Annotated in this window: 19 protein-coding genes; 11 read left to right on the forward strand and 8 right to left on the reverse strand. The window is 75.5% G+C overall.

The window, feature by feature from the left end:
* Positions 1-138: 138 nt before the first annotated feature.
* The 5 genes from AB0M46_RS05240 to AB0M46_RS05260 are packed head-to-tail and all read right to left on the reverse strand — an operon-like array spanning position 139 to position 6,398.
* Positions 139-1,332, reverse strand: coding sequence for a glutamate-cysteine ligase family protein (locus AB0M46_RS05240; RefSeq protein ID WP_363333041.1), 1,194 nt, complete (start codon positions 1,330-1,332; stop codon positions 139-141).
* Positions 1,320-3,194, reverse strand: coding sequence for a chorismate-binding protein (locus AB0M46_RS05245; protein ID WP_363333067.1), 1,875 nt, complete (start codon positions 3,192-3,194; stop codon positions 1,320-1,322). Before AB0M46_RS05245 ends, AB0M46_RS05240 begins: the two co-directional genes overlap by 13 nt.
* The gene (locus AB0M46_RS05250) at positions 3,194-3,826 is read right to left on the reverse strand and encodes an isochorismatase family protein (protein WP_363333042.1); all 633 of its coding nucleotides are present in this window, start codon (positions 3,824-3,826) and stop codon (positions 3,194-3,196) included. The genes AB0M46_RS05245 and AB0M46_RS05250 overlap by 1 nt, the downstream gene beginning before the upstream one ends.
* Before the next feature lie 9 nt (positions 3,827-3,835).
* On the reverse strand, positions 3,836-5,788 hold the full coding sequence (locus AB0M46_RS05255; RefSeq protein WP_363333043.1) for a 2,3-dihydro-2,3-dihydroxybenzoate dehydrogenase: 1,953 nt from the start codon (positions 5,786-5,788) through the stop codon (positions 3,836-3,838).
* The gene (locus AB0M46_RS05260; protein ID WP_363333044.1) at positions 5,781-6,398 is read right to left on the reverse strand and encodes an NAD(P)H-dependent oxidoreductase; all 618 of its coding nucleotides are present in this window, start codon (positions 6,396-6,398) and stop codon (positions 5,781-5,783) included. Before AB0M46_RS05260 ends, AB0M46_RS05255 begins: the two co-directional genes overlap by 8 nt.
* 183 nt (positions 6,399-6,581) lie before the next feature.
* Between AB0M46_RS05260 and AB0M46_RS05265 the strand changes: the two genes are divergently transcribed.
* The 5 genes from AB0M46_RS05265 to AB0M46_RS05285 are packed head-to-tail and all read left to right on the forward strand — an operon-like array spanning position 6,582 to position 11,763.
* Positions 6,582-7,499, forward strand: coding sequence for a transposase (locus AB0M46_RS05265; protein ID WP_363333046.1), 918 nt, complete (start codon positions 6,582-6,584; stop codon positions 7,497-7,499).
* Between the two features lie 16 nt (positions 7,500-7,515).
* Positions 7,516-8,553 carry a ketoacyl-ACP synthase III gene (locus tag AB0M46_RS05270; RefSeq protein WP_363333047.1) on the forward strand — a complete coding sequence of 346 codons (1,038 nt, stop codon included), beginning with the start codon at positions 7,516-7,518 and terminating at the stop codon, positions 8,551-8,553.
* Positions 8,540-9,298 (forward strand): arylamine N-acetyltransferase, encoded by a 759-nt coding sequence (locus tag AB0M46_RS05275; protein WP_363333048.1) that lies wholly within the window; start codon positions 8,540-8,542, stop codon positions 9,296-9,298. The genes AB0M46_RS05270 and AB0M46_RS05275 overlap by 14 nt, the downstream gene beginning before the upstream one ends.
* Positions 9,299-9,315: 17 nt before the next feature.
* Complete coding sequence (locus AB0M46_RS05280) at positions 9,316-10,404, forward strand: AMP-binding protein (protein ID WP_363333049.1); 1,089 nt, start codon at positions 9,316-9,318, stop codon at positions 10,402-10,404.
* A complete protein-coding gene (locus AB0M46_RS05285) occupies positions 10,405-11,763 on the forward strand; it encodes an aldehyde dehydrogenase family protein (protein WP_363333050.1) in 1,359 nt (452 codons plus the stop codon).
* A 27-nt stretch (positions 11,764-11,790) separates the two neighbouring features.
* Here the strand turns inward: AB0M46_RS05285 and AB0M46_RS05290 are convergent, their stop codons facing one another.
* The gene (locus AB0M46_RS05290) at positions 11,791-13,086 is read right to left on the reverse strand and encodes an MFS transporter (RefSeq protein ID WP_363333051.1); all 1,296 of its coding nucleotides are present in this window, start codon (positions 13,084-13,086) and stop codon (positions 11,791-11,793) included.
* Complete coding sequence (locus AB0M46_RS05295; protein WP_363333052.1) at positions 13,083-14,453, reverse strand: rhodanese-like domain-containing protein; 1,371 nt, start codon at positions 14,451-14,453, stop codon at positions 13,083-13,085. The genes AB0M46_RS05290 and AB0M46_RS05295 overlap by 4 nt, the downstream gene beginning before the upstream one ends.
* Positions 14,454-14,533: 80 nt before the next feature.
* Between AB0M46_RS05295 and AB0M46_RS05300 the strand changes: the two genes are divergently transcribed.
* The 4 genes from AB0M46_RS05300 to AB0M46_RS05315 all read left to right on the forward strand — a co-directional run bounded on the left by AB0M46_RS05300 (position 14,534) and on the right by AB0M46_RS05315 (position 18,010).
* Positions 14,534-15,208 carry a metalloregulator ArsR/SmtB family transcription factor gene (locus AB0M46_RS05300; protein ID WP_363333053.1) on the forward strand — a complete coding sequence of 225 codons (675 nt, stop codon included), beginning with the start codon at positions 14,534-14,536 and terminating at the stop codon, positions 15,206-15,208.
* Positions 15,205-16,371 (forward strand): aminotransferase class V-fold PLP-dependent enzyme, encoded by a 1,167-nt coding sequence (locus AB0M46_RS05305; protein ID WP_363333054.1) that lies wholly within the window; start codon positions 15,205-15,207, stop codon positions 16,369-16,371. The genes AB0M46_RS05300 and AB0M46_RS05305 overlap by 4 nt, the downstream gene beginning before the upstream one ends.
* Positions 16,372-16,478: 107 nt before the next feature.
* Positions 16,479-17,726: an MFS transporter gene (locus tag AB0M46_RS05310; RefSeq protein ID WP_363333055.1), complete on the forward strand. Its 1,248-nt coding sequence runs from the start codon at positions 16,479-16,481 to the stop codon at positions 17,724-17,726.
* Positions 17,723-18,010 (forward strand): sulfurtransferase TusA family protein, encoded by a 288-nt coding sequence (locus AB0M46_RS05315; protein ID WP_363333056.1) that lies wholly within the window; start codon positions 17,723-17,725, stop codon positions 18,008-18,010. Before AB0M46_RS05310 ends, AB0M46_RS05315 begins: the two co-directional genes overlap by 4 nt.
* A gap of 131 nt (positions 18,011-18,141) precedes the next feature.
* Here AB0M46_RS05315 and AB0M46_RS05320 read toward each other — a convergent pair whose 3' ends face one another.
* A complete protein-coding gene (locus tag AB0M46_RS05320) occupies positions 18,142-18,489 on the reverse strand; it encodes a helix-turn-helix domain-containing protein (RefSeq protein WP_363333057.1) in 348 nt (115 codons plus the stop codon).
* A 57-nt stretch (positions 18,490-18,546) separates the two neighbouring features.
* Here AB0M46_RS05320 and AB0M46_RS05325 point away from each other — a divergent pair, with 57 nt between their 5' ends.
* Both AB0M46_RS05325 and AB0M46_RS05330 read left to right on the forward strand, forming a co-directional pair.
* Entirely contained in the window at positions 18,547-19,209 is a 663-nt protein-coding gene (locus AB0M46_RS05325; RefSeq protein WP_363333059.1) for an NAD(P)H-binding protein, read from the forward strand.
* A gap of 356 nt (positions 19,210-19,565) precedes the next feature.
* Positions 19,566-19,987: Clp protease N-terminal domain-containing protein (locus AB0M46_RS05330; RefSeq protein WP_363333068.1), on the forward strand; the 422-nt coding region annotated here is incomplete at its 3' end.

The following is a 19,987-nucleotide window of genomic DNA, read 5'->3' on the forward strand; positions in this document are numbered from 1 at the left end:
GCCCGCAACATACCGGCAGCGTAACAAGTACTCTATCGTTTCGATAGGATTTACGGTCGGGCGTGACCTCGATAACGAGGGACCCGAACCGGCGGCGGATCGGAGGCCGCCGCCCGGCGACGGCCTCCGCCGGTGATCTCAGAGCGGGTGGTACAGATGCGGCCAGGCACGGCGGAAGCGCCGCTCGATCACGGTGCCGACCTCGTCCAGCAGCGGCGCCGGTAGCCCGTCGCGGGCCAGCACCCGCAGCGCCAGGTCGAGCAGCGGCGGCGCGGTCGCGGCGATGACCTCGTCGGTCAGCCCGTAGCGGGCCGCCTCGATCCACCGGCCCGCGGCGGGCGCGGCCAGGTCGCGGGCGGCGTCGATGGTCGGGCCGTCGGACAGCAGGGCGCAGAGCACGGCGACCGGGGCGAACCAGTCGCCGCCGGGCTGGGCGTCCAGGTAGCGCACCTGCAGCCGGCCCTGGGGGCGGACCAGCGGGAAGAGCGTGCCGAGGTGGTAGTCGAGGTCGTCATACGTCGGGCGGCCGCCCAGCGCCCCGCCGATCCAGTCGGCGAAGGTGATGCCCGGCGGGACGGTCCAGCTGATGCCCGGGCGGCGCACGCACAACAACGGGGCGCGCAGCGCGTAGCGGGCCCAGGCGGCGGCCGGGTCCGGGCCGGTCGGCACGATCCCGGCGCGGGCAGGGTCGATGCCGTACCACGTGCGCATGCGGGCCGACGCCCAGCCCGTGTCGCGGCCGGCGAAGACGGGTGAGTTGGCGAACAGGGCCAGCAGGGTCGGGCCGAGCTCGTGCGCGGCCGCCCAGCGGGCCGCCAGCTGCCCGGGCGGGCCGGCGTCGAGGATCGGGCGCAGGCCTGCGGTGCTGCACATCATGGCGCGGCCGTCGCCGCTGCGCCGGGCGAATGAGGCGGCCATCGCGTGATACCGCCGGGACGACACCAGCCGCCGCGGTGCGCGGTGCGGGTCGATGCCGGTGCCGGCGATGCGCAGGTCCGCGGCGGCGACCAGCTCGCCGAGCCGGTCCAGGTCGGCGTTGACGGTGGCATGCAGCCGGGCGAGGGACGGCTGCGGCCGCGCGGCGAGGCTGATCTGCCCGCCGGGGCCGAAGGAGACGCCACCGGCGTGGGGCAGCGGGGCGAGGGCGGCGGTAACCGCCTCGAGGTCGATGGGCTGGGCGGGGTGGCCCGGATGGTGCAGGATGTGCTCGACTTCGACGCCGATGGAGTCGGGTGGGCCGGTCTTGAAGCAGATCGACGCGATGTAGCCCTCCGCGTCCTCGATCCGCCCGATCTCGGCACCCACGTCGATCGCATGTGCTAAGGGCTGCATGCGACGGATGCTACGCCCACCCCCACCGATCCAGCACCATCTGTACTTCCGGCCCCACTCTGGGTAAAATCGCCCAGTCCACCGAGGAGGCCGGCCAGAATACGTGGCCCGTCGACCGTCAGCACCGACTCCGGATGGAACTGCATCGACGCGAAGTGCGCACCGCGCAGCGCGTGCACCTCGCCGGTGGCCGGGTCCCGGGCAACCGCGACGCCGCGGTGCTCGTCGTCGCCGCTGTACGCGGCGAAGGTGTTGTAGAAGCCGACGAGCTCCTCCCGGCCGAAGAGGTCCACGGCGCGCTGCAGGCCCTGGTTGGGCACCGGGCGACGGGTCACCCGCAGTCCCAGCGCCCCGGCGAGGACCTGATGGCTCAGGCACACCGCCAGGAACGGCCGCCCGGCGGCGAGCAGCTCGTCGATCAGGCCGCGCAGCCGGGCGATCTTCGGGTGCTCGCCCGCGCGCGGGTCGCCTGGGCCGGGGCCGAGCACGACGAGATCGTGGGCGCCGACGGCCGGCGGGGTCGCGTGCGGCACGACGTCGACGGTCAGCCCGAGCGCGCGCAGCTGCAGGGCCAGCATGGCCGTGAACGTGTCCTCCGCGTCGACGATCACGGCGGTGCGCCCGGCCAGCGCCGGGGGCGCGGCCGCCGCCCGGTCGGCGCCGGTCAGCCAGAAGCGGGCCAGGCCGGCGTTGCGCCCGGCCAGCGCGCCGCGGACCCGCCGATGCTCGGCCAGGCCGGGTCGCGCGGCCGGCCGGTGCGGGGCAGCGGCCGGCGCGGACGGGGCGCCGGCCAGCGCGGCCAGCAGCGCGGCCGCCTTGGCGTCCGTCTCGGCCACCTCGGACTGCGGGTCGGAGTGGCGCACCAGGGTGGCCCCCACGTCGATGTGCACCCGGCCGTCGGCGGCGATGTCGGCGGTGCGGATGACGATCGCCGAGTCGAGCTCGCCGGGCCCGACGAGGGCGGCGATGCCGCTGTAGTAGCCGCGGCCGCGCCGCTCGTGCCGGGCGATCACGCGGCACGCGTTCTCCAGCGGGCTGCCGGTGACGGTCGGCGCGAACAGGGTCTCGCGCAGGATGTGCCGCGGGTCGAGGGCCGTGCGGCCGCGGATGAAGTACTCGGTGTGCGCCAGCCGGGCCATCTGCCGCAGGTACGGGCCATCGACCCGGCCGCCGTCCGGGCAGACGCGGGCCATCATCTTGAGCTCCTCGTCCAGCACCATGGCCAGCTCCTCGCGCTCCTTGCGATCGGCGAGGAAGTCCAGCACGCCGGGCAGGGTCGGGCCGGTGGGGCCGTACCGGTACGTGCCGCTGATCGGGTTCATGACCGCCTCCCCGTCGCGGACGCTGATGTGCCGCTCCGGCGTGGCCCCGACCAGGGTCCGCTCCCCCGTGTGGACGAGGAAGGTCCAGTAGGCGCCCGACTCGTCCAGCAGCAGCCGCCGGAAGCAGGCCAGGGCGTGGGCGAGCCGGTAGTCGTCGATCGCGGCGCGGAAGGTGCGGCGGATGACGAAGTTGGCCCCCTCGCCGGTGCCGATCTCCTCGGCGACGACCCGGCGGACCGTCTCGTCGTAGCGCTCGCCGTCGAAACCGGCGCCCGACAGCGGTACCGTCACATCCGGCAGCAGCGCGGTGGCGAGCGGCACGGGGAGCACGGACCGGGTGGCCACGCGCATCGCGAGCAGTCCCGCGCCGTCCTCGACGCAGGCGTACCCACGCTCGGCGACCTGCCGGAACGGCACCAGGACGAGCGCGGGCCCGTCGACCGGCACGTCCGCGAGGGTGTCCACGGTGGACATCGGGCCGGCGATCACCTCGACACCGTCCACGGTGGACGGCCGGTGCAGCAGCGCGAACGGCTCCATCACACACCCGCCTCGGCGAACAGGTCCGCGGTCGTGGTGACCACCGCGCACCGGCGGGCCGCGTAGGCGACGGTCCGGTGATGGTCCTCGGCGCTGAAGTCGCCCACCGCGTCGGCGACCAGGAAGGGCTGGATGTCATGGCTGAATGCGTCGATGAGGGTGGCCAGGATGCCGACATGGGCGTAGACGCCGCACACGACGAGCTGATCGCGGCCGGCGGCGCGCATCCGGGCCAGCAGGTCGGAGCGGAAGAAGGCGCTGTAGCGCCACTTGGTGAGCCGCCAGTCGTACGGCGCCGGGGCGAGCGGCTCCACCACCTCCCGGTCGGCGGGGTCGACCCGCATGCCGGGGCCCCAGAAGTCGACGAGGAGGCCGCGCTGGGACGGGGTCATGCCGCCGGGCTGGGCGGTGTAGGCGACCGGCACGCCGGCGGCGGCAGCGTTGGCGCGCAGTCTCGCCGCGTTGGCCACCAGCCGCTCACGCAGCCCGGGGGCGAAGGGGCGCAGGAAGTACCGCTGCATGTCGTGCACCAGCAGGACGGTGCGCTGCGGCTCGGGCCGCCAGGTGGCCACGTTGGCGGGCAGGTCCGCCGCGGCGGGCAGCGGGTAGTCCGGGATGTCGGCAAGGCTCATCGGTTTCTCCTAGACGCCGAGTGCGGCGCCGCCGTCGACGGTCAGGGCGTGCATGGTGATGTGCCCGGCCCGGTCGGACAGCAGGAACACCACCGCATCGGCCACGTCCTGCGGGCTGGCCAGCTTGCGCAGCGGGATGCCGACCCGGTAGGCGTCGAGCCGGCCGTCGATGGTGGCCCGGCGGGCCGCGTCGTCGGCCCACATGCCGTGCAGCATCGGCGTGTCGGTCGAGCCGGGCGCCACGAGGTTGCACCGGATGCCGTGCCCGGCCACCTCGAGGCCGAGGCACTTGGTGAACATGGTCGCGGCGGCCTTCGACGCGGCGTAGGCGGCCATGCCCTGCCGGGGCGTGTCGGCCGCGTTGGAGGCGACCGTCACGATCGCGCCCCGCCCGCGCGGCACCATCCGGCTGACCACGGCCCGCGAGACGTGGAACACGCCGGTGGCGTTGACGGCGAAGCTCGCCTGCCAGTCCTCGTCGGTGAGCCCGGCGGCGTCGGCCAGGCGCAGCACGCCCGCCGCGTTGACCAGGTACTCGATCGGGCCGTGGCGCTCCTCGACGGCGTGCACGGCCGCCTCGACCTCGCCGCGGAGGGTGACGTCGGCCGGCAGCGCCAGCACGTCCAGCCCCTCGGCCCCGAGCTTGCCGGCCAGCTCGTGCAGCCGGTCGGCGTCGCGGTCCACGGCCGCGACCAGTGCGCCCTGGGCGGCCAGGGCCCGCACCACGGCGGCGCCGATGCCGCCGGCCGCCCCGGTCACCAATGCGATCTTGTGCTGCATTCCGACCTCCTCAGCCACGCCACGCCACGCCGCGATCACCGACATGGCCTGTTCCGGGTTGAGCCGTGGGTCGCACAGGCTCGTGTACTTGTCGCCGACCCGCTCGACGTGCCCCGCGTCCGCGGCGCACTCGGTCACGTCGTCGGGTGTGGTCTCCAGGTGCAGGCCGCCGGCGACCCCGCCGGAGCCGCGGACCGCGCACTGGAAGGCGCGGACCTCCCGCACCACGGTGTCCAGCAGCCGCGTCTTCAGGCCCTGGGCGGTGGTGACGGTGTTGCCGTGCATCGGGTCGACCAGCCACACCACCGGATGGCCGGCGGCCCGCACGGCCTCGACGAGGGTGGGCAGGCGGTCGGCCACGGCGGCCGCGCCGAGCCGGGCGATGAGCGCGAGCCGGCCCGGCTCGCGCCGCGGGTCGAGCCGCTCGCACAGCGCAACGAGGTCGGCGGCGCTCATCGACGGGCCCACCTTGCAGGCGACGGGGTTGACGACGCCGGCCAGCAGCGCGACGTGGGCGCCGTCGAGCGCGCGGGTGCGCTCGCCGATCCACGGCCAGTGCGTCGACGTGAGCAGCCACCGGCCGGTCGCCGTGCGGCGCAGCTGGGGCAGCTCGTAGTCCAGCAGGAGCGCCTCGTGGCTGGTCCAGGTGGCCGGCGCGGCCCGGCGCGGACCGAGCCAGCCGAGGTGGGTGAGCACCTCGCGCGCGGTGCGGTGACCGGCGACCAGCCGGGAGGGGTCCGGGCGGCGCGACCGCGGGTCGGGCTCCGGGCCGTTGACGAGGTGCCCGCGGTACACCGGCAGCTCCTGCCCGCCGACGAGCTCGACGGGCCGGCTACGCGGCTTGGCGAGCTGGCCGGCCATCCGCCCCACCCGCAGCACCGGCTGGCGGGTCTCCTGCTGCAGGGCGCCGGCCAGCATGTCGATGAGGCCGGCCTTGCGGGTGACGTCGCCGTAGGAGCACTCGGCCGGGTCCTCGGCGCAGTCGCCGGTCTGCATCACCGCCGCCTCGCCGTCCGCCACCCGGGCCAGGTGGGCCCGCAGCTCGAGCACGTCGGCGGCGCGGACGAGGGGTGGCTGCTGCGCCAGGTGCGTCCGGGCGGTGGCGAGCCCGGCCGCGTCGCCCCAGTCGGGCTGCTGGCCGGCCGGGCTGGCGCGCACCCGGGCGGCGAGGTCCTCAGCCATCGCGCAGGCCGGCGGCGAGGGCCGTGGCGATCGCCACGGACCGGCGGGCCTGGAACTCCGCGGCGGCGAGGTTGTCGTCGCCGACGTTGCCGGGTTGGTTGCGCGAGACGTTGCTCGCGCCGTAGGGGTTGCCGTTGTCCGGCCGGAAGAGCACCGGGTCGGTGGAACCGGTGGACACGATGACCGCGCCCCAGTGGCAGAACGCGTTGTGCAGGGCCAGGATGGCGCTCACCTGGCCGCCGTGCGGGGCCGAGCCGGAGGCGAACGCGCCGGCGACCTTGCCCGACAGCCGGCCGGCGATCGACAGGGCCGCGGTGGTGTCGACGAAGTGCAGCACCTGCGGCGCGGGCGAGCCGAAGCGCACCGGCGTGCCCAGCAGCACGGCGTCGGCCCACTCGAGGTCGTCCAACGTGGCCGGCGGCACCTGGGCGGTGGCCTCCGTGTGCCGCCGCCAGGCCTCGCGGTCGGTGACCGGCGGCTCGTCGACCAGCTCCGGGATGCGGTGCAGCCGCACGTCCGCGCCGGCCTTGACGGCCGCGTCCGCGGCGGCCTCCGCGAGCCGGAACACGTTGCCCGTCGAGGAGTAGTAGAGGACTGCGACGTTGGTCATGGCGCCCATCGTCGGGCCGCGCCGACCGGAGGCTCAATTCCTATCCGCCGAGTATGTCAAGTACGGCGCCGATGAGGGCCGCCGCCACCGTTTCCGGCGCGAGGACGGTTGCGGCAGCACCTAGGCAGCCGGCGGTGCGCCCGGGCACGGTGGCGTTGCGACCCCGCACCAGAGGGAGGACCGATGGCCCATGACGCCGCGCTGACCGAGCCCTACGAGGCGTTGTGCACCGCGTTGTTCGCCGGCCTGCCGCGCAAGGACCAGCGCCGCCGGGGCGCCGAGTACGTCCACGGGCTGCTGCACACCCCCGGCCGCAAGTCGATCCGCAACATCGCCGGGCACGCCAACGAGCAACGGCTGCACCACTTCGTCAGCGACTCCACCTGGGACTGGACCCCGGTACGGCGGGCGCTGCGTCAGCACCTGCTGCAGGTCGCGCCGCCGCAGGCGTGGGTGATCCGCCCGCTCGTCGTGGCCAAGTCCCGCCGCGCCCGACCGGCGGTCGGGGTGTGGGCGGCGGCCCCCGGCTGGGCGGTGCCGGTCGGCTGGCGACTGCACCGGCCGGGCGACTGTCTCGCCGACGCCTACCTGGAGCTGTTCGACGGCCACCACGACCGGCCCGTCGTCGTGGACGCCCGCGGCACCGGCGCGACAGGGCTCGTGCGGCGGCTGCGAGCGGCCGGCGCGCCGGTGCTCGCCCGCGTCGACCCGGACACGCCGGTGCGGGCCGGCGCGCGCACGCCGGGGCACGGCGAGTGGCCACTGCCCGCGGCCCGGCTCTTCGGTGCCGGCGGCGGGCCCGTCGCCGTCTGCCCGGCCCGGCTGGCCGGCCCCGGGCGGGAGGACGAGCTGACACTGCTGGGCATCCGCGCGGGGGGACCGTGGCCGGACGAGGTGTGGCTCACCGACCTCACCGGGCACCCGCCCGCGCACCTCATGCGGCTGCGCCGCCTCGTCGAGCAGGTCGACGCCGACCTGGCGGCAATCGGCGACCGGGTCGGGCTGCGCGACTACTCCGGCCGCTCCTACGCCGGCTGGCACCGCCACGTGACCCTCGCCTCCGCGGCGCACGCCCTCGTCGCCCTGCGCCAAGCCGGCTGAAGAAGGGAACCGCACCGTGCTCACCGTGCACGACACCACCGCCGGGCCGCCCGTCGCCATTCTGGGCACCGGCGTAGGCCTGCCCGACCAGGTGATCGACAACGAGACCGTGGCCGGGCCGGCCGGCGTCACGCCCGAATGGATCCGCAGCCGTACCGGCATCCGCACCCGCCGCTGGGCCAAGCCCGACCAGGCCACCTCGGACCTCGCCGTCGCCGCCGCCCGGGCCGCCCTGGCCGACGCGGGCCTGCGCGCCGCCGACCTGAGCCTGGTGCTGGTCGCCACCTCCACACCCGACTCGCCGCAGCCGCCGACCGCCAGCCTCGTCGCCGACGAGCTCGGCGCCCCGCCGGGCATCGTGGCGTTCGACGTCAACGCGGTGTGCAGCGGCTTCGTCTTCGCCCTCGTCACCGCCGAGCGGCTGCTGCGGGCGGGCGGCGGCCACGCGCTCGTGCTCGGCGCCGACGTCTACTCCCGCATCCTCGACCCGGCCGACCGGCGCACCGCGGTGCTCTTCGGCGACGGCGCCGGCGCGGTGGTCCTCGGCCCGGGCGCGCGGCCCTCGCTGGCCGCCGCCCGCCTCGCCGGTTACCCCGAGGCGCACGGGCTCATCCGGGTGCCGGCCGGCGGCAGCCGCATCCCCGCCTCCGCCGACTCGCTCGACGCCGGGCTGCACCACTTCGCCATGGAGGGCCGCGCCGTGCGCGGCTTCGTGCTCGACGTGGTCGCCCCGGCCGCGCGCGCCTTCCTGCGCGACTGCGGGGTCGGGCCGGCCGACCTCGCCGCGTTCGTGCCGCACCAGGCCAACCCGAACCTCGTCGCCGACCTCGCCGCGGCCGTCGGCGTGCCGGCCGGGCGCACCGCCACCGGCGGCGGCGAGCACGGCAACACCGGCGCCGCCGCGGTGCCGATCGCACTGCACGACGCCCGGGCCGCGCTGCGCCCCGGCGACCTGGTCCTGCTGGCCGGCTTCGGCGGCGGCATGGCGGCCGGGTTCGCACTGCTGCGCTGGCCCGGCCCCGACCGACTGGAGACAACCGATGGACATCGATGAGTACCTGGACCGCATCGGTGCCGCCCGCCCGGCCCGGCCCGACCTCGAAGGCCTGCGGCACCTGCAGGAGCGCCACGTCCTGACCGTGCCGTTCGAGAACCTGTCGTACCACCTCGACGAGGACATCCACCTCGGCGGCGCGGTGGTGGACAAGATCGTGCGGCAGCGCCGCGGCGGCGGCTGCTACGAGACCAATCCCGCGTTCGGGCTGCTGCTGGCCGCGCTGGGGTACCGCGTCGAGATCCTCCCCGGCCGGGTGTTCCGCCCCGACGGTCTCGGACCGCCGTACTGCCACCTCGCGCTGCGCGTCACCGTCGGCGGCGAGCCGTGGCTGGTCGACACCGGCTTCGGCCGCAACAGCCGCCACCCGCTGCGGCTGGACACCGCCGAGGCCCAGCCCGACCCGCACGGGACCTACCACGTGCGCGACGGCGAGGTGTCCCGCAACGGCCGGCCGCTGTACCGCGTCGAACCGCACCCGGCCGAGCTCGACGACTTCCGCCCGACGCTGTGGTGGTGGCGCACCTGCCCGGACTCGCCGTTCCTGCAGGAGGTCTTCTGTTCCCTGCCCACCGCCGACGGGCGGGCCACCCTCAAGGGCCGCCGGCTCACCGTCGACGGCGCCACCACCGACCTCACCGACGACGCGGCCGTGTTCGCCGCCTACCGCAAGCACTTCGGCATCGACCTCGACCGGCTGCCGCGCGACCCGCTCGCCGTCGCCGCCGGCGTCATTCTCGACTGAGCCCCCTGGAGTCTTCCGTGACGAACATCCTCGACCTGCCCCATGACGCCGCCGTCGACCCGGACGAGTATCTTCGCGCCGCGCTGCGCTGGCACTTCTCCCCCGCCACCGGCTCGCCGTTCTGGCTGGAGCGGGCCGCGACGCTGGGCTTCGACCCGATCGCCGACATCACCGGATTCGACGACCTCGCGCGCTTCCCGAACGTCGCCAACGACCTTCGCGCCGCGCGGGTCGAGGACCTGATCCCCAGCGGCTACGGCCCGCGTCCCGACGTCGTCGGGGTCTTCGACAGCGGCGGCACCACCGGCGCCCCGAAACGCGTCGTGCTGCTGCGCGACTGGCTGCAGCGCCTGCTGGCCTGGAGCAGCGCCCAGCTCGACCGCCACGGCGTGCCGCAGGGCGTCAACTGGCTCTCCGCCGTGCCCTCCGGCCCGCACATGGTCGGCCCCGTCATCGCACACCAGGCCGCCCTGCGCTCCGGCCTCACCTTCGCCGTCGACCTCGACCCGCGCTGGGTCAAGCGCCTCGTCGCCGAGGGCAACGCCACCGAGGCGGCCGCCTACGGCGAGCACATCGTCGACCAGATCGGCCACGTGCTGCACAGCCAGGACGTCGGGGTCCTGATGATCACACCCCCGGTCCTGGAACGCCTGGCCCGCCGCGAGGAGCTGGTGAAGCTCGTCAACGACAAGGTGCGCGCCATCAACTGGGTCGGCACCCAGATGGACCCGGACACCCGTCACCTGTACCGCACCGAGATCTTCCCCGGCATCGCCCTCTACAGCGGCTACGGCAGCACCATGATCCTCGGCAACGCCAGCGAACGGCCGGGCCTGACCGACGACGACCCGTGCGTGTACGACCCGTTCTCCCCGCACATGAGCTTCCACGTCGTCGACCCGGAGACCTCCGAGCCGGTCCCCTACGGCGAGCGCGGCCAGGTCGTCATGCACCACGTGAGCAAGAGCCTCTTCCTGCCGAACAACCTCGAGCGCGACACCGCCCTGCGGGTGCCCGGCCTCGACGGGCAGATCGGCGACTCGGTGGCCGACGTGGCCCCCGTCGCCACGTTCGACAACGAGGCCGTCATCGAGGGGGTGTACTGAATGATCTCCCTCGACGCCCTCGGCCCGCGCGGCCCGCTGCGCTCCCGCCGCCGCCTGTCGGTCACCGACGTGACCGGCGCCGAAGTGATCGACCTGAGCCTCGTCCCGCGCCTGTTCGTCGCCCGGGCCATGGACGCCCTGCGGGCCGCGCGGCCGCTGCCGTACGAGCGGCGCATCGAGGCCCTCGCCGCGGCCGCCCACCACTTCCGCGAGGACCGCATCGCCGGACTCTCCTTCGACGAGTACGAGCGGGCCGTCGCCCGGGTCTCCGGCGTGCCGCTGGCCGTGGTGCAGGACGCCACGGCGGCGATCGGTGCCTCGGCGGAGCTGGCCGGCGAGACCACCCCGCTGCCCCGTCCGCTGGGCGCCGCCGCCGACTGGCGCGACCCCGCCACCCGCCGGGGCAACGCGGTGTGGACCCGCCGCGGCGAAACCTTCGCGGTGCACGCGGCCGGCAACCACCCCGGCCCGCACGGCCTGTGGCTGGAGGCGCTGGCCCTGGGCTACCGCGTGGCGGTCCGCCCGTCCCGCCGCGAGCCGCTGACCCCGCACCGGCTCATCACCGCCCTGCGCGCGGCCGGCTTCGGCGACGATCACGTCGTGCTGCTCCCGACCGACCACGACGCCGCCGGCGAGGTGCTGCAAGGCGCCGATCTGGGCCTGGTGTACGGCGGCGACGAGGTGGTCGAGCGCTACGCCGGCTCGGCGGTACTGCCCCAGGGCCCCGGGCGCGCGAAGATCCTGCTGACCGCGGCCGCCGACTGGCGCGAGCACCTCGACACGATCGTCGACTCGGTCGCCGGGCAGGCCGGGGTCGCCTGCATCAACGCCACCGCGGTGCTCGTCGAGGGCGACCCGGCCCCGTTGGCCGAGGCGCTGGCCGAACGCCTGGCCGCCCTGCCCAGCCGGCCGCCCGAGCACCCGAAGGCCGTCCTGCCGGTGCAGCCCCTGGCCGCGGCCCGCGCGCTGGAGTCCTCGCTGCTGGCCCGCGCGGAGGGGACCCGAGCCTGGCTGGGCGGCGGCGGCATCGCCGACGACCTGGGCGACGGCAGCGCCGCCCTGCGCCCGGCCGTCTTCCAGGCCGACCGTCCGACCGCCCCGCAGCTGCGCCTCGAGCTGCCGTTCCCCTGCGTCTGGCTGGCCCCGTGGACCCCGGCCGACGGCCTGGCCCCGCTGCGCGACACGCTGGTCCTGACCGCCATCGGCGCCGACGACACGCTGATCGACGCCCTGGTGGACGAGCCGACCATCAGCAACGTCTACCTCGGCGACCACCCGACGCACTGGCTGCGCCCCGGCGTCCCCCACGACGGCTTCCTCGGCGAGTTCCTGATGCGCACCAAGACCGTGATCCGCTGAACACCCGTCCGGCGCGCTCGTCCCGGGTCACGCCGGCGCCCGGCCGGCCGCCCCGGCCGGGTTCGCCTGCTCCAGGTCGCTGATCCAGCGGGCGGCGAGCAGCCCTGACGCCGCGGTGAGCACGGTGGCCGCGACGACGGTGGCGTTGAGGCCGAGGGCGTCGGCGAGGACGCCGGCGACGAGCGCGCCGGCGGCGTAGCCGATGTCGCGCCAGAACCGGTACGTGCCCAGGGCGTTGGCCCGCCAGACCGGGTGGGCGTGGTCGGAGATCGAGGCGATCAGGGCCGGGTAGACCATGGCGGTGCCGAGGCCGAGCAGCACCGCGGACAGCACGCCGGCCAGGAGGGGGCGGTCGAGCAGGGCGAGGGCGGCGACGAACCCGGCGGCCTGGACGAGCATGCCGGCGACGATGAGGGGCTTACGGCCGATGCGGTCGGCGAGGTGGCCGGTTGGGATCTGGCCGAGGCCCCACAGCAGCGGGTAGAGCCCTTTGATGAGGCCGACGGCGGCGAGGCCGAGGCCGTGGTCGGTGAACAGCAGCGGGAAGACGCCCCAGGTCAGGCCGTCGTTGAGGTTGTTGACCAGGCCGGCCTGGCAGGCGCCGCGCAGCGACCGGTGCCTCCACGACGTCCGCACGAACGTCGGGGCGAGCCCGGGACGCTGCTCGGCGGCGGTGGCGGGCTCGGGGTGCTGGGCGAGTTCGAGGGCGACGTGGGCGGCGGTGTCGCGGACGACGATGGACAGCAGCAGGCCGGCCACGACGAAGACGACGCCGATGAGCTCGGGAGCCGGCCGCAGCCCGTAGCGGGTGGCGAGGTAGCCGGTGAGCAGGGCGGTGCCGCCGACCGCGGCGTAGCCGGCGGCCTCGTTCAGGCCGGTCGCCAGGCCGCGGCGGGCCGGGCCGACGAGGTCGATCTTCATGTTGACGGTCATCGACCAGGTCAGGCCCTGGTTGACGCCGAGCAGGACGTTCGCGGCGACGATCCACCCCCACGCGGGCGCGTAGGCGAGGGCGAGCGGGACCGGCAAGCCGATCAGCCAGCCGGCGAGGAGCAGCTGCTTGCGGCGGAACCGGCCGATCAGCGCGCCGGCGGCGAGGTTCGTCAGGGCTTTGGTGACGCCGAAGGCGATGATGAACGAGAACACGGCCAGGTCGCTGGCCAGCCCGAACGTCTCGACGCCGATGAGCGGCACCGTGGTGCGCTCAAGGCCCACGAGACCTCCGACGCAGACGTTGGTGACGACGAGCAGGGTGAACTGCAGCCAGTTCTCCCGCAGCCCCAGCCGTACCGGCCGGGCGGCCGCGACGGCGGTGCCGGTCACTGCGGGTCCCCGTCGACGAGGCGCAGGCCGTGCGCGGCGGCGTAGTCGGCCGGGCCGCCGTCGAGGACCGTCACGCCGGTGTGGCCGGCGCGTTCCAGAACGCTGGCGGCGGTCATCGCGCGCTCGCCGTGCCCGCACGCCACCACCACGCCGCCGGGCGCCTCGAGCGCGTGGCCGGCGAGGGCGCCGAGCTCGACGTTGAGCGCGCCCGGCACGTGCCCGGCGCCGAACTCGGTGCGCTGCCGCACGTCCAGGTAGCGGCCGGGTGCCGTCCGGGCGGCGGGGACGAACGGCGTGGTGCGGTGCTGGTGCCCGGCGGCCAGCCAGGCGTCCATGCCGCCGGCGAGGTGCCCGGCAAGCCGCTCGTAACCGACCTTGGCCGCCTGCCAGACAAGGTCGTCGAGGTCCTGGCCGGGGTTGACCAGCACGGCGATCGTGGCGTCGTCGGGGACCAGCCAGCCCAGCCAGGTGGCGAACTGCGCGCGCAGCGGGATCGACAACGCGCCGGGGACGTGCCCGGCGGCGAAGTCGGCCGCGGGCCGCGCGTCGACGACCCAGCCGCCGCCGGCGAGCAGCGCCCGCACTGCCCCGGGATCGAGGGCGGGCAGCGGCGGGGTGCCGGCCAGGACGGACGGGCCGCGCCGGTTGCGTTCGGCGAGGCGGTCGAAGTAGGCCGGGTAGGTGCCGGGGCTCGCGAGCAGCTGCCGGACGAAGGTGTCCTCGTCGCCGGCGGCGAGCAGCGAATTGGTGGCCTTCTCGGCGCCGATCGTGGTGGTGCGCTCGGCGCCGGACGGGGCGGAGCAGAACGACCCGGCCCCGTGCGTCGGCCACACCGCGGTCGCGTCCGGCAGCCCGGTGAGCCGCCGCAGCGACCGGTACTGGGCCCGGGCCAGCTCCTCGGCGCGGTCGGCGCCGAGCAGGTCGGTGCGGGCGGCCGACCCGACGATGAGTGACCCGCCGGTGAACACCCCGAGCTCCCGGTCGCCGTCGAGGAGCAGGTAGGCGAGGTGCTCGTCGGTGTGGCCGGGCGTGGCGAGCGCCCGCAGCCGCAGCCCGCCCAGGTCGACCTCGTCGCCGTCGCCGACCCCCCGGTGCGGGAACGCCCGCCCGCCCGCGGCCGCGGCGAGGACCACGGCGTCTTGGTCGTGGCCGAGCTGGACAGCGCCGGAGAGGAAGTCGGCGTGCAGGTGGGTGTCGGCCGCGTACGCCACGGTCAGCCCGCGCCGCCCGGCGGCGGCGCGCAGGGCACGCAGGTCCCGGCAGGGGTCCACGGCGAGGGCGCGGCCGTCACCGAGGTCGACGAGGTAGGCGCTGTTGCCCAGCCCCTTGTCGACGAGCGGGATCAGATGGTCTTCGGCGAACCCCACGACGCTCCTCCAACGTTTCCGGTTGCTGGCGGTATCCCAGCCAATGTCATACACTATTCCATGGATTTATGGAGGATGCCATGTCGGTGCACGACCCCGCCGCAAAAGCGGCGCTGTACGAGGCGTTCGCGGCCAGCGGGAAGGCGCTGTCGAGCGGCAAGCGCCTGGAGCTGCTCGACGTGCTCGCCCAGGGCGAGCGGACCGTCGACGCCCTCGCCAAGGCGACCGGGCTGAACCTGACCACGGCGTCGGCGCACCTGCAGACGCTGCGGCAGGCCGGGTTCGTCGCGACCCGCCGCGACGGCGTGCGGATCTTCTACCGCCTCGCCGGCGACGACGTCGCGCAGCTGTTCGCCCTGCTGCGCCGGGTCGCCGACCGGCACCAGACCGCGGTGCCGCCGGCCCGGGAGGCGTATCTCGGCTTCGACGGCGCGCAGGAGATCACCCGCGCCGAGCTGCTGGCCCGCGCCGAGGCCGGCGGGCTGCTCATCCTCGACGTCCGGCCCCTCGACGAGTACCTGGCCGGGCACGTCCCCGGCGCGGTGTGCATCCCGGTCGGCGAGCTCGCCGAGCGGATCGGCGAGCTGCCCGAGGACGTCGAGATCGTCGTGTACTGCCGCGGCGAGTACTGCGTCTTCGCGTACGACGCCGTGCGGCTGCTCACCGAGCGGGGGCGGCGGGCGATCCGGCTCAACGACGGCATGCTCGAATGGCGCCTCGCCGACCTGCCGGTCACCGCCGGGCAGCAGCCGTGACCGGCGGCCTGCCGCCACATCCCGGCCTCGCCGGCGGCCCGGTCTACCTGGACTACAACGCCACCACCCCGGTCGACCCGCGGGTCGCCGACGCCATGGCGCCCTACCTGACCGCCCTGTTCGGCAACCCGTCCAGCACCCACCCCTACGCCGAGCGCCCACGGGAGGCGCTGCGGCAGGCCCGCGCCCGGGTCGGCGCGCTCGTCGGCGCCCACCCGGCCGAGGTCGTGTTCACCGGCTCCGGCTCCGAGGCGAACCTCCTGGCCATCCGCGGCGCCGTCCTCGCCGCCGGACCGGCCCGCCCGCACGTGATCACCCAGGCCACCGAACACCCCGCGGTGCTGGAGACATGCCGTGCCCTGCAGCGGCTGCACGGCATCCGGGTCACCGTCCTGCCGGTCGGCGCCGACGGGCTCCTCGACCCCGACGCGCTCGCCGCGGTCGCCGGGCTCGACACGGCGCTGGTGTCGGTGATGGCCGCCAACAACGAGACCGGCGCCCTGCAGCCCATCGCCGAGCTCGCCGCCGTCGCCCACCGGCACGGGGCGCTGGTGCACTGCGACGCCGCCCAAGCCGCCGGGAAGATCCCGCTCGACGTGGACGTGCTGGGCGTGGACCTGCTCACCGTCGTCGGGCACAAGCTGTACGCGCCAAAAGGCATCGCCGCGCTCTACGTGCGCGACGGCGTCCGCCTCGAGCCGGTCGTCTACGGCGGCGGCCAGGAGCACGGCTTGCGGGCCGGCACCGAGAACGTCGCCCTCGCCGTCGGCCTCGGCGTGGCCGCCGACCTCGCCGCCGCGGACCTCGCCGACGGCGCCCCGGCGCGGATCGCGGCGCTGCGCGACGACCTGCACCGCCGCCTCGAGACCGGGCTGCCGGGCCGGGTGCACCGCAACGGGGCCGCCGACCGGTGCCTGCCCAACACGCTCAACGTCAGCATCGACGGCGTCCGCGGCCACCAAGTGCTCGCCGCCGCGCCCGCGGTCGCGGCGTCCACCGGCTCGGCCTGCCACAGCGGCGTCCACACCCCGTCCCCGGTGCTGACCGCCATGGGCGTGCCGCCCGACCGGGCGCTCGGCGCGCTGCGCCTGTCGCTGGGCCGCTGGACCACGCCCGGCGACATCGACACGGCCGCGGCCGCGATCCTCGCCGCCGCCGCCTGACGCCGCGCCCATCTCGCCAACCCTCCGAACCTCCGCACCGGCCACCCGGGCGCCTCTGCCCGGGGTCGGCCGCGGCAGAGGCGCGCCACCCGAACGAAAGAGACGCCATGACCCACGTCGCGTTACCCGAACCCACCACCGGCACCATCGCGCGGGCCGCGACGCAGCGCCGGATCCTGACCGTCCTGGTCGGCTCACAGATCCTCAGCGGCGCGGGGCTGGCCGCCGGCGTCACCGTCGGGGCGCTGCTCGCCCAGAACATGCTCGGCACCACGAGCCTCGCCGGGCTGCCCTCGGCGCTGTTCACCGCCGGCTCGGCGCTCGCCGCCGTCGCGGTCGGGCGGCTGTCCAACGCCCGCGGCCGCCGCCCCGGCCTCGCCGCCGGGTACCTCACCGGCGCCCTCGGCAGCGTCGGGGTGATCGCCGCCGGCGCGCTCGGCAGCCCGGTCCTGCTCTTCGCCGCCCTGTTCGTCTACGGCGCCGGCACCGCCACCAACCTGCAGGCCCGCTACGCCGGCGCCGACCTCGCCGACCCGGCCCGCCGGGCCCGGGCCATCGCCACCGTCCTGGTCGCCACCACCCTCGGCGGCGTCGTCGGCCCCAACCTCGCCGCCCCCACCGGAGCGCTCGCCGAGCGGCTGGGCCTGCCCCCGCTCACCGGCCCGTTCCTGCTCTCCGGCGCCGCCTACGCCCTCGCCGCCGTCGTCCTGGCCGTCTGGCTGCGCCCCGACCCGCTGCTGCTCGCCCGCACCGAGGCCGCCGCGACGACCGCCGCCCCGGATGCCACCGACTCCCCCGCCCGGCCCGGGCCGGGCCTGCGGCTCGGCGTCCTCGTCATGATCCTCACCCAGCTCGTCATGGTCGCGGTCATGACGATGACGCCGGTCCACCTGCACGACCACGGCCGCGGCACCGCCGCCGCGGGGCTCGTCATCGCCCTGCACATCGCCGCGATGTACCTGCCGTCCCCGCTCACCGGCCGGCTCGTCGACCGCTACGGCGCCCGCCCGGTCGCTGCCGCCTCCGCCGGCACCCTCCTCGCCGCCGGGCTCGTCGCCGCCACCGCCCCCGGCGGCTCCGTCGCCCTGCTCGCCGCCGCGCTCGTGCTGCTCGGCATCGGCTGGAACCTCGGCCTCGTCGCCGGCACCACCCTCATCACCGACGCCGTCCCCCTCGCCACCCGCGCCAAGACCCAGGGCGCCGTCGACGTCGCGATCGCCATCGCCGGCACCACCGGCGGCATGGGCTCCGGCCTCGTCGTTGCCGCCGCCGGTTACCCGGCCCTCGCCCTCGCCGGCGGCATCCTCGCCCTGCTCATCCTCCCGGCCGTCGCCGCCGCGGCCCGCCGGGCATGACCGGCGCCGAGCCGCCCGGCCTGACCGTCGACGGCACCGGCCTGCGCTGCGTCGCCCTGCTGCTCCAGTTGCGCAAGGCCGTCGCCGGCCTCCCGCCGGGCACCGTCGTCCACGTCATCGCCACCGACCCGGCCGCCCCGCTCGACCTGCCCGCCTGGTGCCACCTCGTCGGCCACACCTACCTCGGCCCGCGGCCCGAGTCCGGCCCGCTCGCCTACGCGTTGCGCATCGGCGCCGAGACACGACCCGTCGACCCCGCGCGGCCCTGGCATCTCGCCCCCTGAGCCGCACCTGCCCCGCGTGGCGGACGAAACCCGGGCGATGGTGCGCGATGCTCAGCCCGGTGGGGACGGCCCTGGGCGATGGTGCGCGGCGCTCACGCGGGCGGGACGCCCTGGGCGACGGTGCGCGGCGCTCACGCCGGCGGGATGGTCCCGGGATGGCGCTGGCTCCACGCCCGGGCGGCGTCGATGAGCTCGATCAGGCTGTGGCCCAGCGCGGTCAGCTCGTACTCGACGTGCGGCGGGTTCGCCGGGTGGTCGTGCCGCACGACGAACCCGTCGCGCTGCATGCCGCGCAGCGTCTCGGCAAGCACCTTCGCGGTGACGGGGGCGAGCTGCGCGCGCAGGTCGGTGAAGCGCAGCGGGCCGCCGGCCAGGCATAGCACCGCCATGCCGGTCCATTTTCCGCCGACCTGGACGGGAAACGCGGACGTGGGGCAGGCCGGGTGGATCCGCGCGGGACGACCTTGGGCGGTGCTCATGCGGCGGCTCCCGGTTTCGTTGCGGTAACCAGTCCCCCGGACGGTACCGTCCGGCGCATGACAGCTCCCATTGCGGTGCTCGGCGCCGGCGGCCGGGCCGGGCGGGCCGTGGTCGCCGAGGCGGTCCGGCGCGGGCACCGGGTCGTCGCGATCGTGCGCGAACCGGCCCGCCACGATGACCTGCGCGGCCCGGGTGTGACCCTGGCGGCCGGCGACGCGCTCGATCCCGCGTCGCTGGCACCGGCCGCCGCGGGCGCGCGCGGGCTGGTCTGCGCGGTCACCCCCTTCACGACGCCGCCGGCGTCCTTCGACGGCTTCGACGCCGGCTACTACGGCCGGGTCTTCGCGGCGATCGCGGCGACCGGGGTCGCCCGGACGGTCGTGGTCGGGCTGTTCGCCACCCTGCGCGCCCCGGAAGGCGGCCTGGTGCTCGATGACCCGGCGTTGTTCCCGGCCGCGCTGCGCCCGTTCGCCCGCGCGCACGCCGACGGCATCGAGCGCCTGCGCGCCACCGAGGGCACCGACTGGCTCGTGTTGAGCCCGCCGCCGGGCCTGAGCCCGGACGCCGAACCGACCGGGCGCTACCTGCTCGCCGAACCGGTCGTCGACGCGCGGCGGTGGGCCCGGCCCCTCGCCCATGCGGATCTGGCCACCGCCGTGCTCGACGAACTGGACCGCCCGACGGCCCGCCGCGCACACCTGGCGGTGTACGCGGCCTGACGGCCCCCGAGCCGGCCGGCGTCTGGAAACGTCGTCAGCGCGTGGCGGACTCGGCAGCGATGTCCGATTCCGGGGCCGCGGTCGCGGGCGGGCGGCGGGAGTTCGTCGCCACCAGGATCGTCAGGACCATGCCGGCCGCCGTCGATTGACCTCGCCACGTCCGAGGGCGGATGCCGCGCTGCGCTGTGCGTTAGTATGTGCGTGGGTAGAGCGCCTGCCTGCGCCACGAATGGCTGCCCACGTCGACCATGTGACGTGGCCAAGGGTCTCCGACTCAGCGCGAAGTCTCCGCTGCGGTACGTGTGTGCCGTCCGTCGGGCGGGTGACGTGGGCGCCCGCTGAGGGGCGTGATGGGCATGTTCGAGCGGTTCACCGACCGAGCACGACGGGTTGTCGTCCTGGCACAGGAAGAAGCCCGGATGCTCAACCACAACTACATCGGCACCGAGCACATCCTGCTCGGCCTCATCCATGAGGGTGAGGGCGTGGCGGCCAAGGCGCTCGAGAGCCTCGGCATTTCGCTGGAGGGTGTCCGCCAGCAGGTCGAGGAGATCATCGGCCAGGGTCAGCAGGCGCCGAGCGGGCATATTCCGTTCACGCCACGCGCCAAGAAGGTGCTGGAGCTGTCGTTGCGGGAGGCGCTGCAGCTCGGGCACAACTACATCGGCACCGAGCACATTCTTCTGGGTTTGATCCGGGAGGGTGAGGGCGTGGCCGCCCAGGTGCTGGTGAAGCTGGGTGCTGACCTCAACCGGGTCCGTCAGCAGGTTATCCAGCT

This window comes from Dactylosporangium sp. NPDC051485, from assembly GCF_040682015.1.
Lineage (GTDB): Bacteria > Actinomycetota > Actinomycetes > Mycobacteriales > Micromonosporaceae > Dactylosporangium.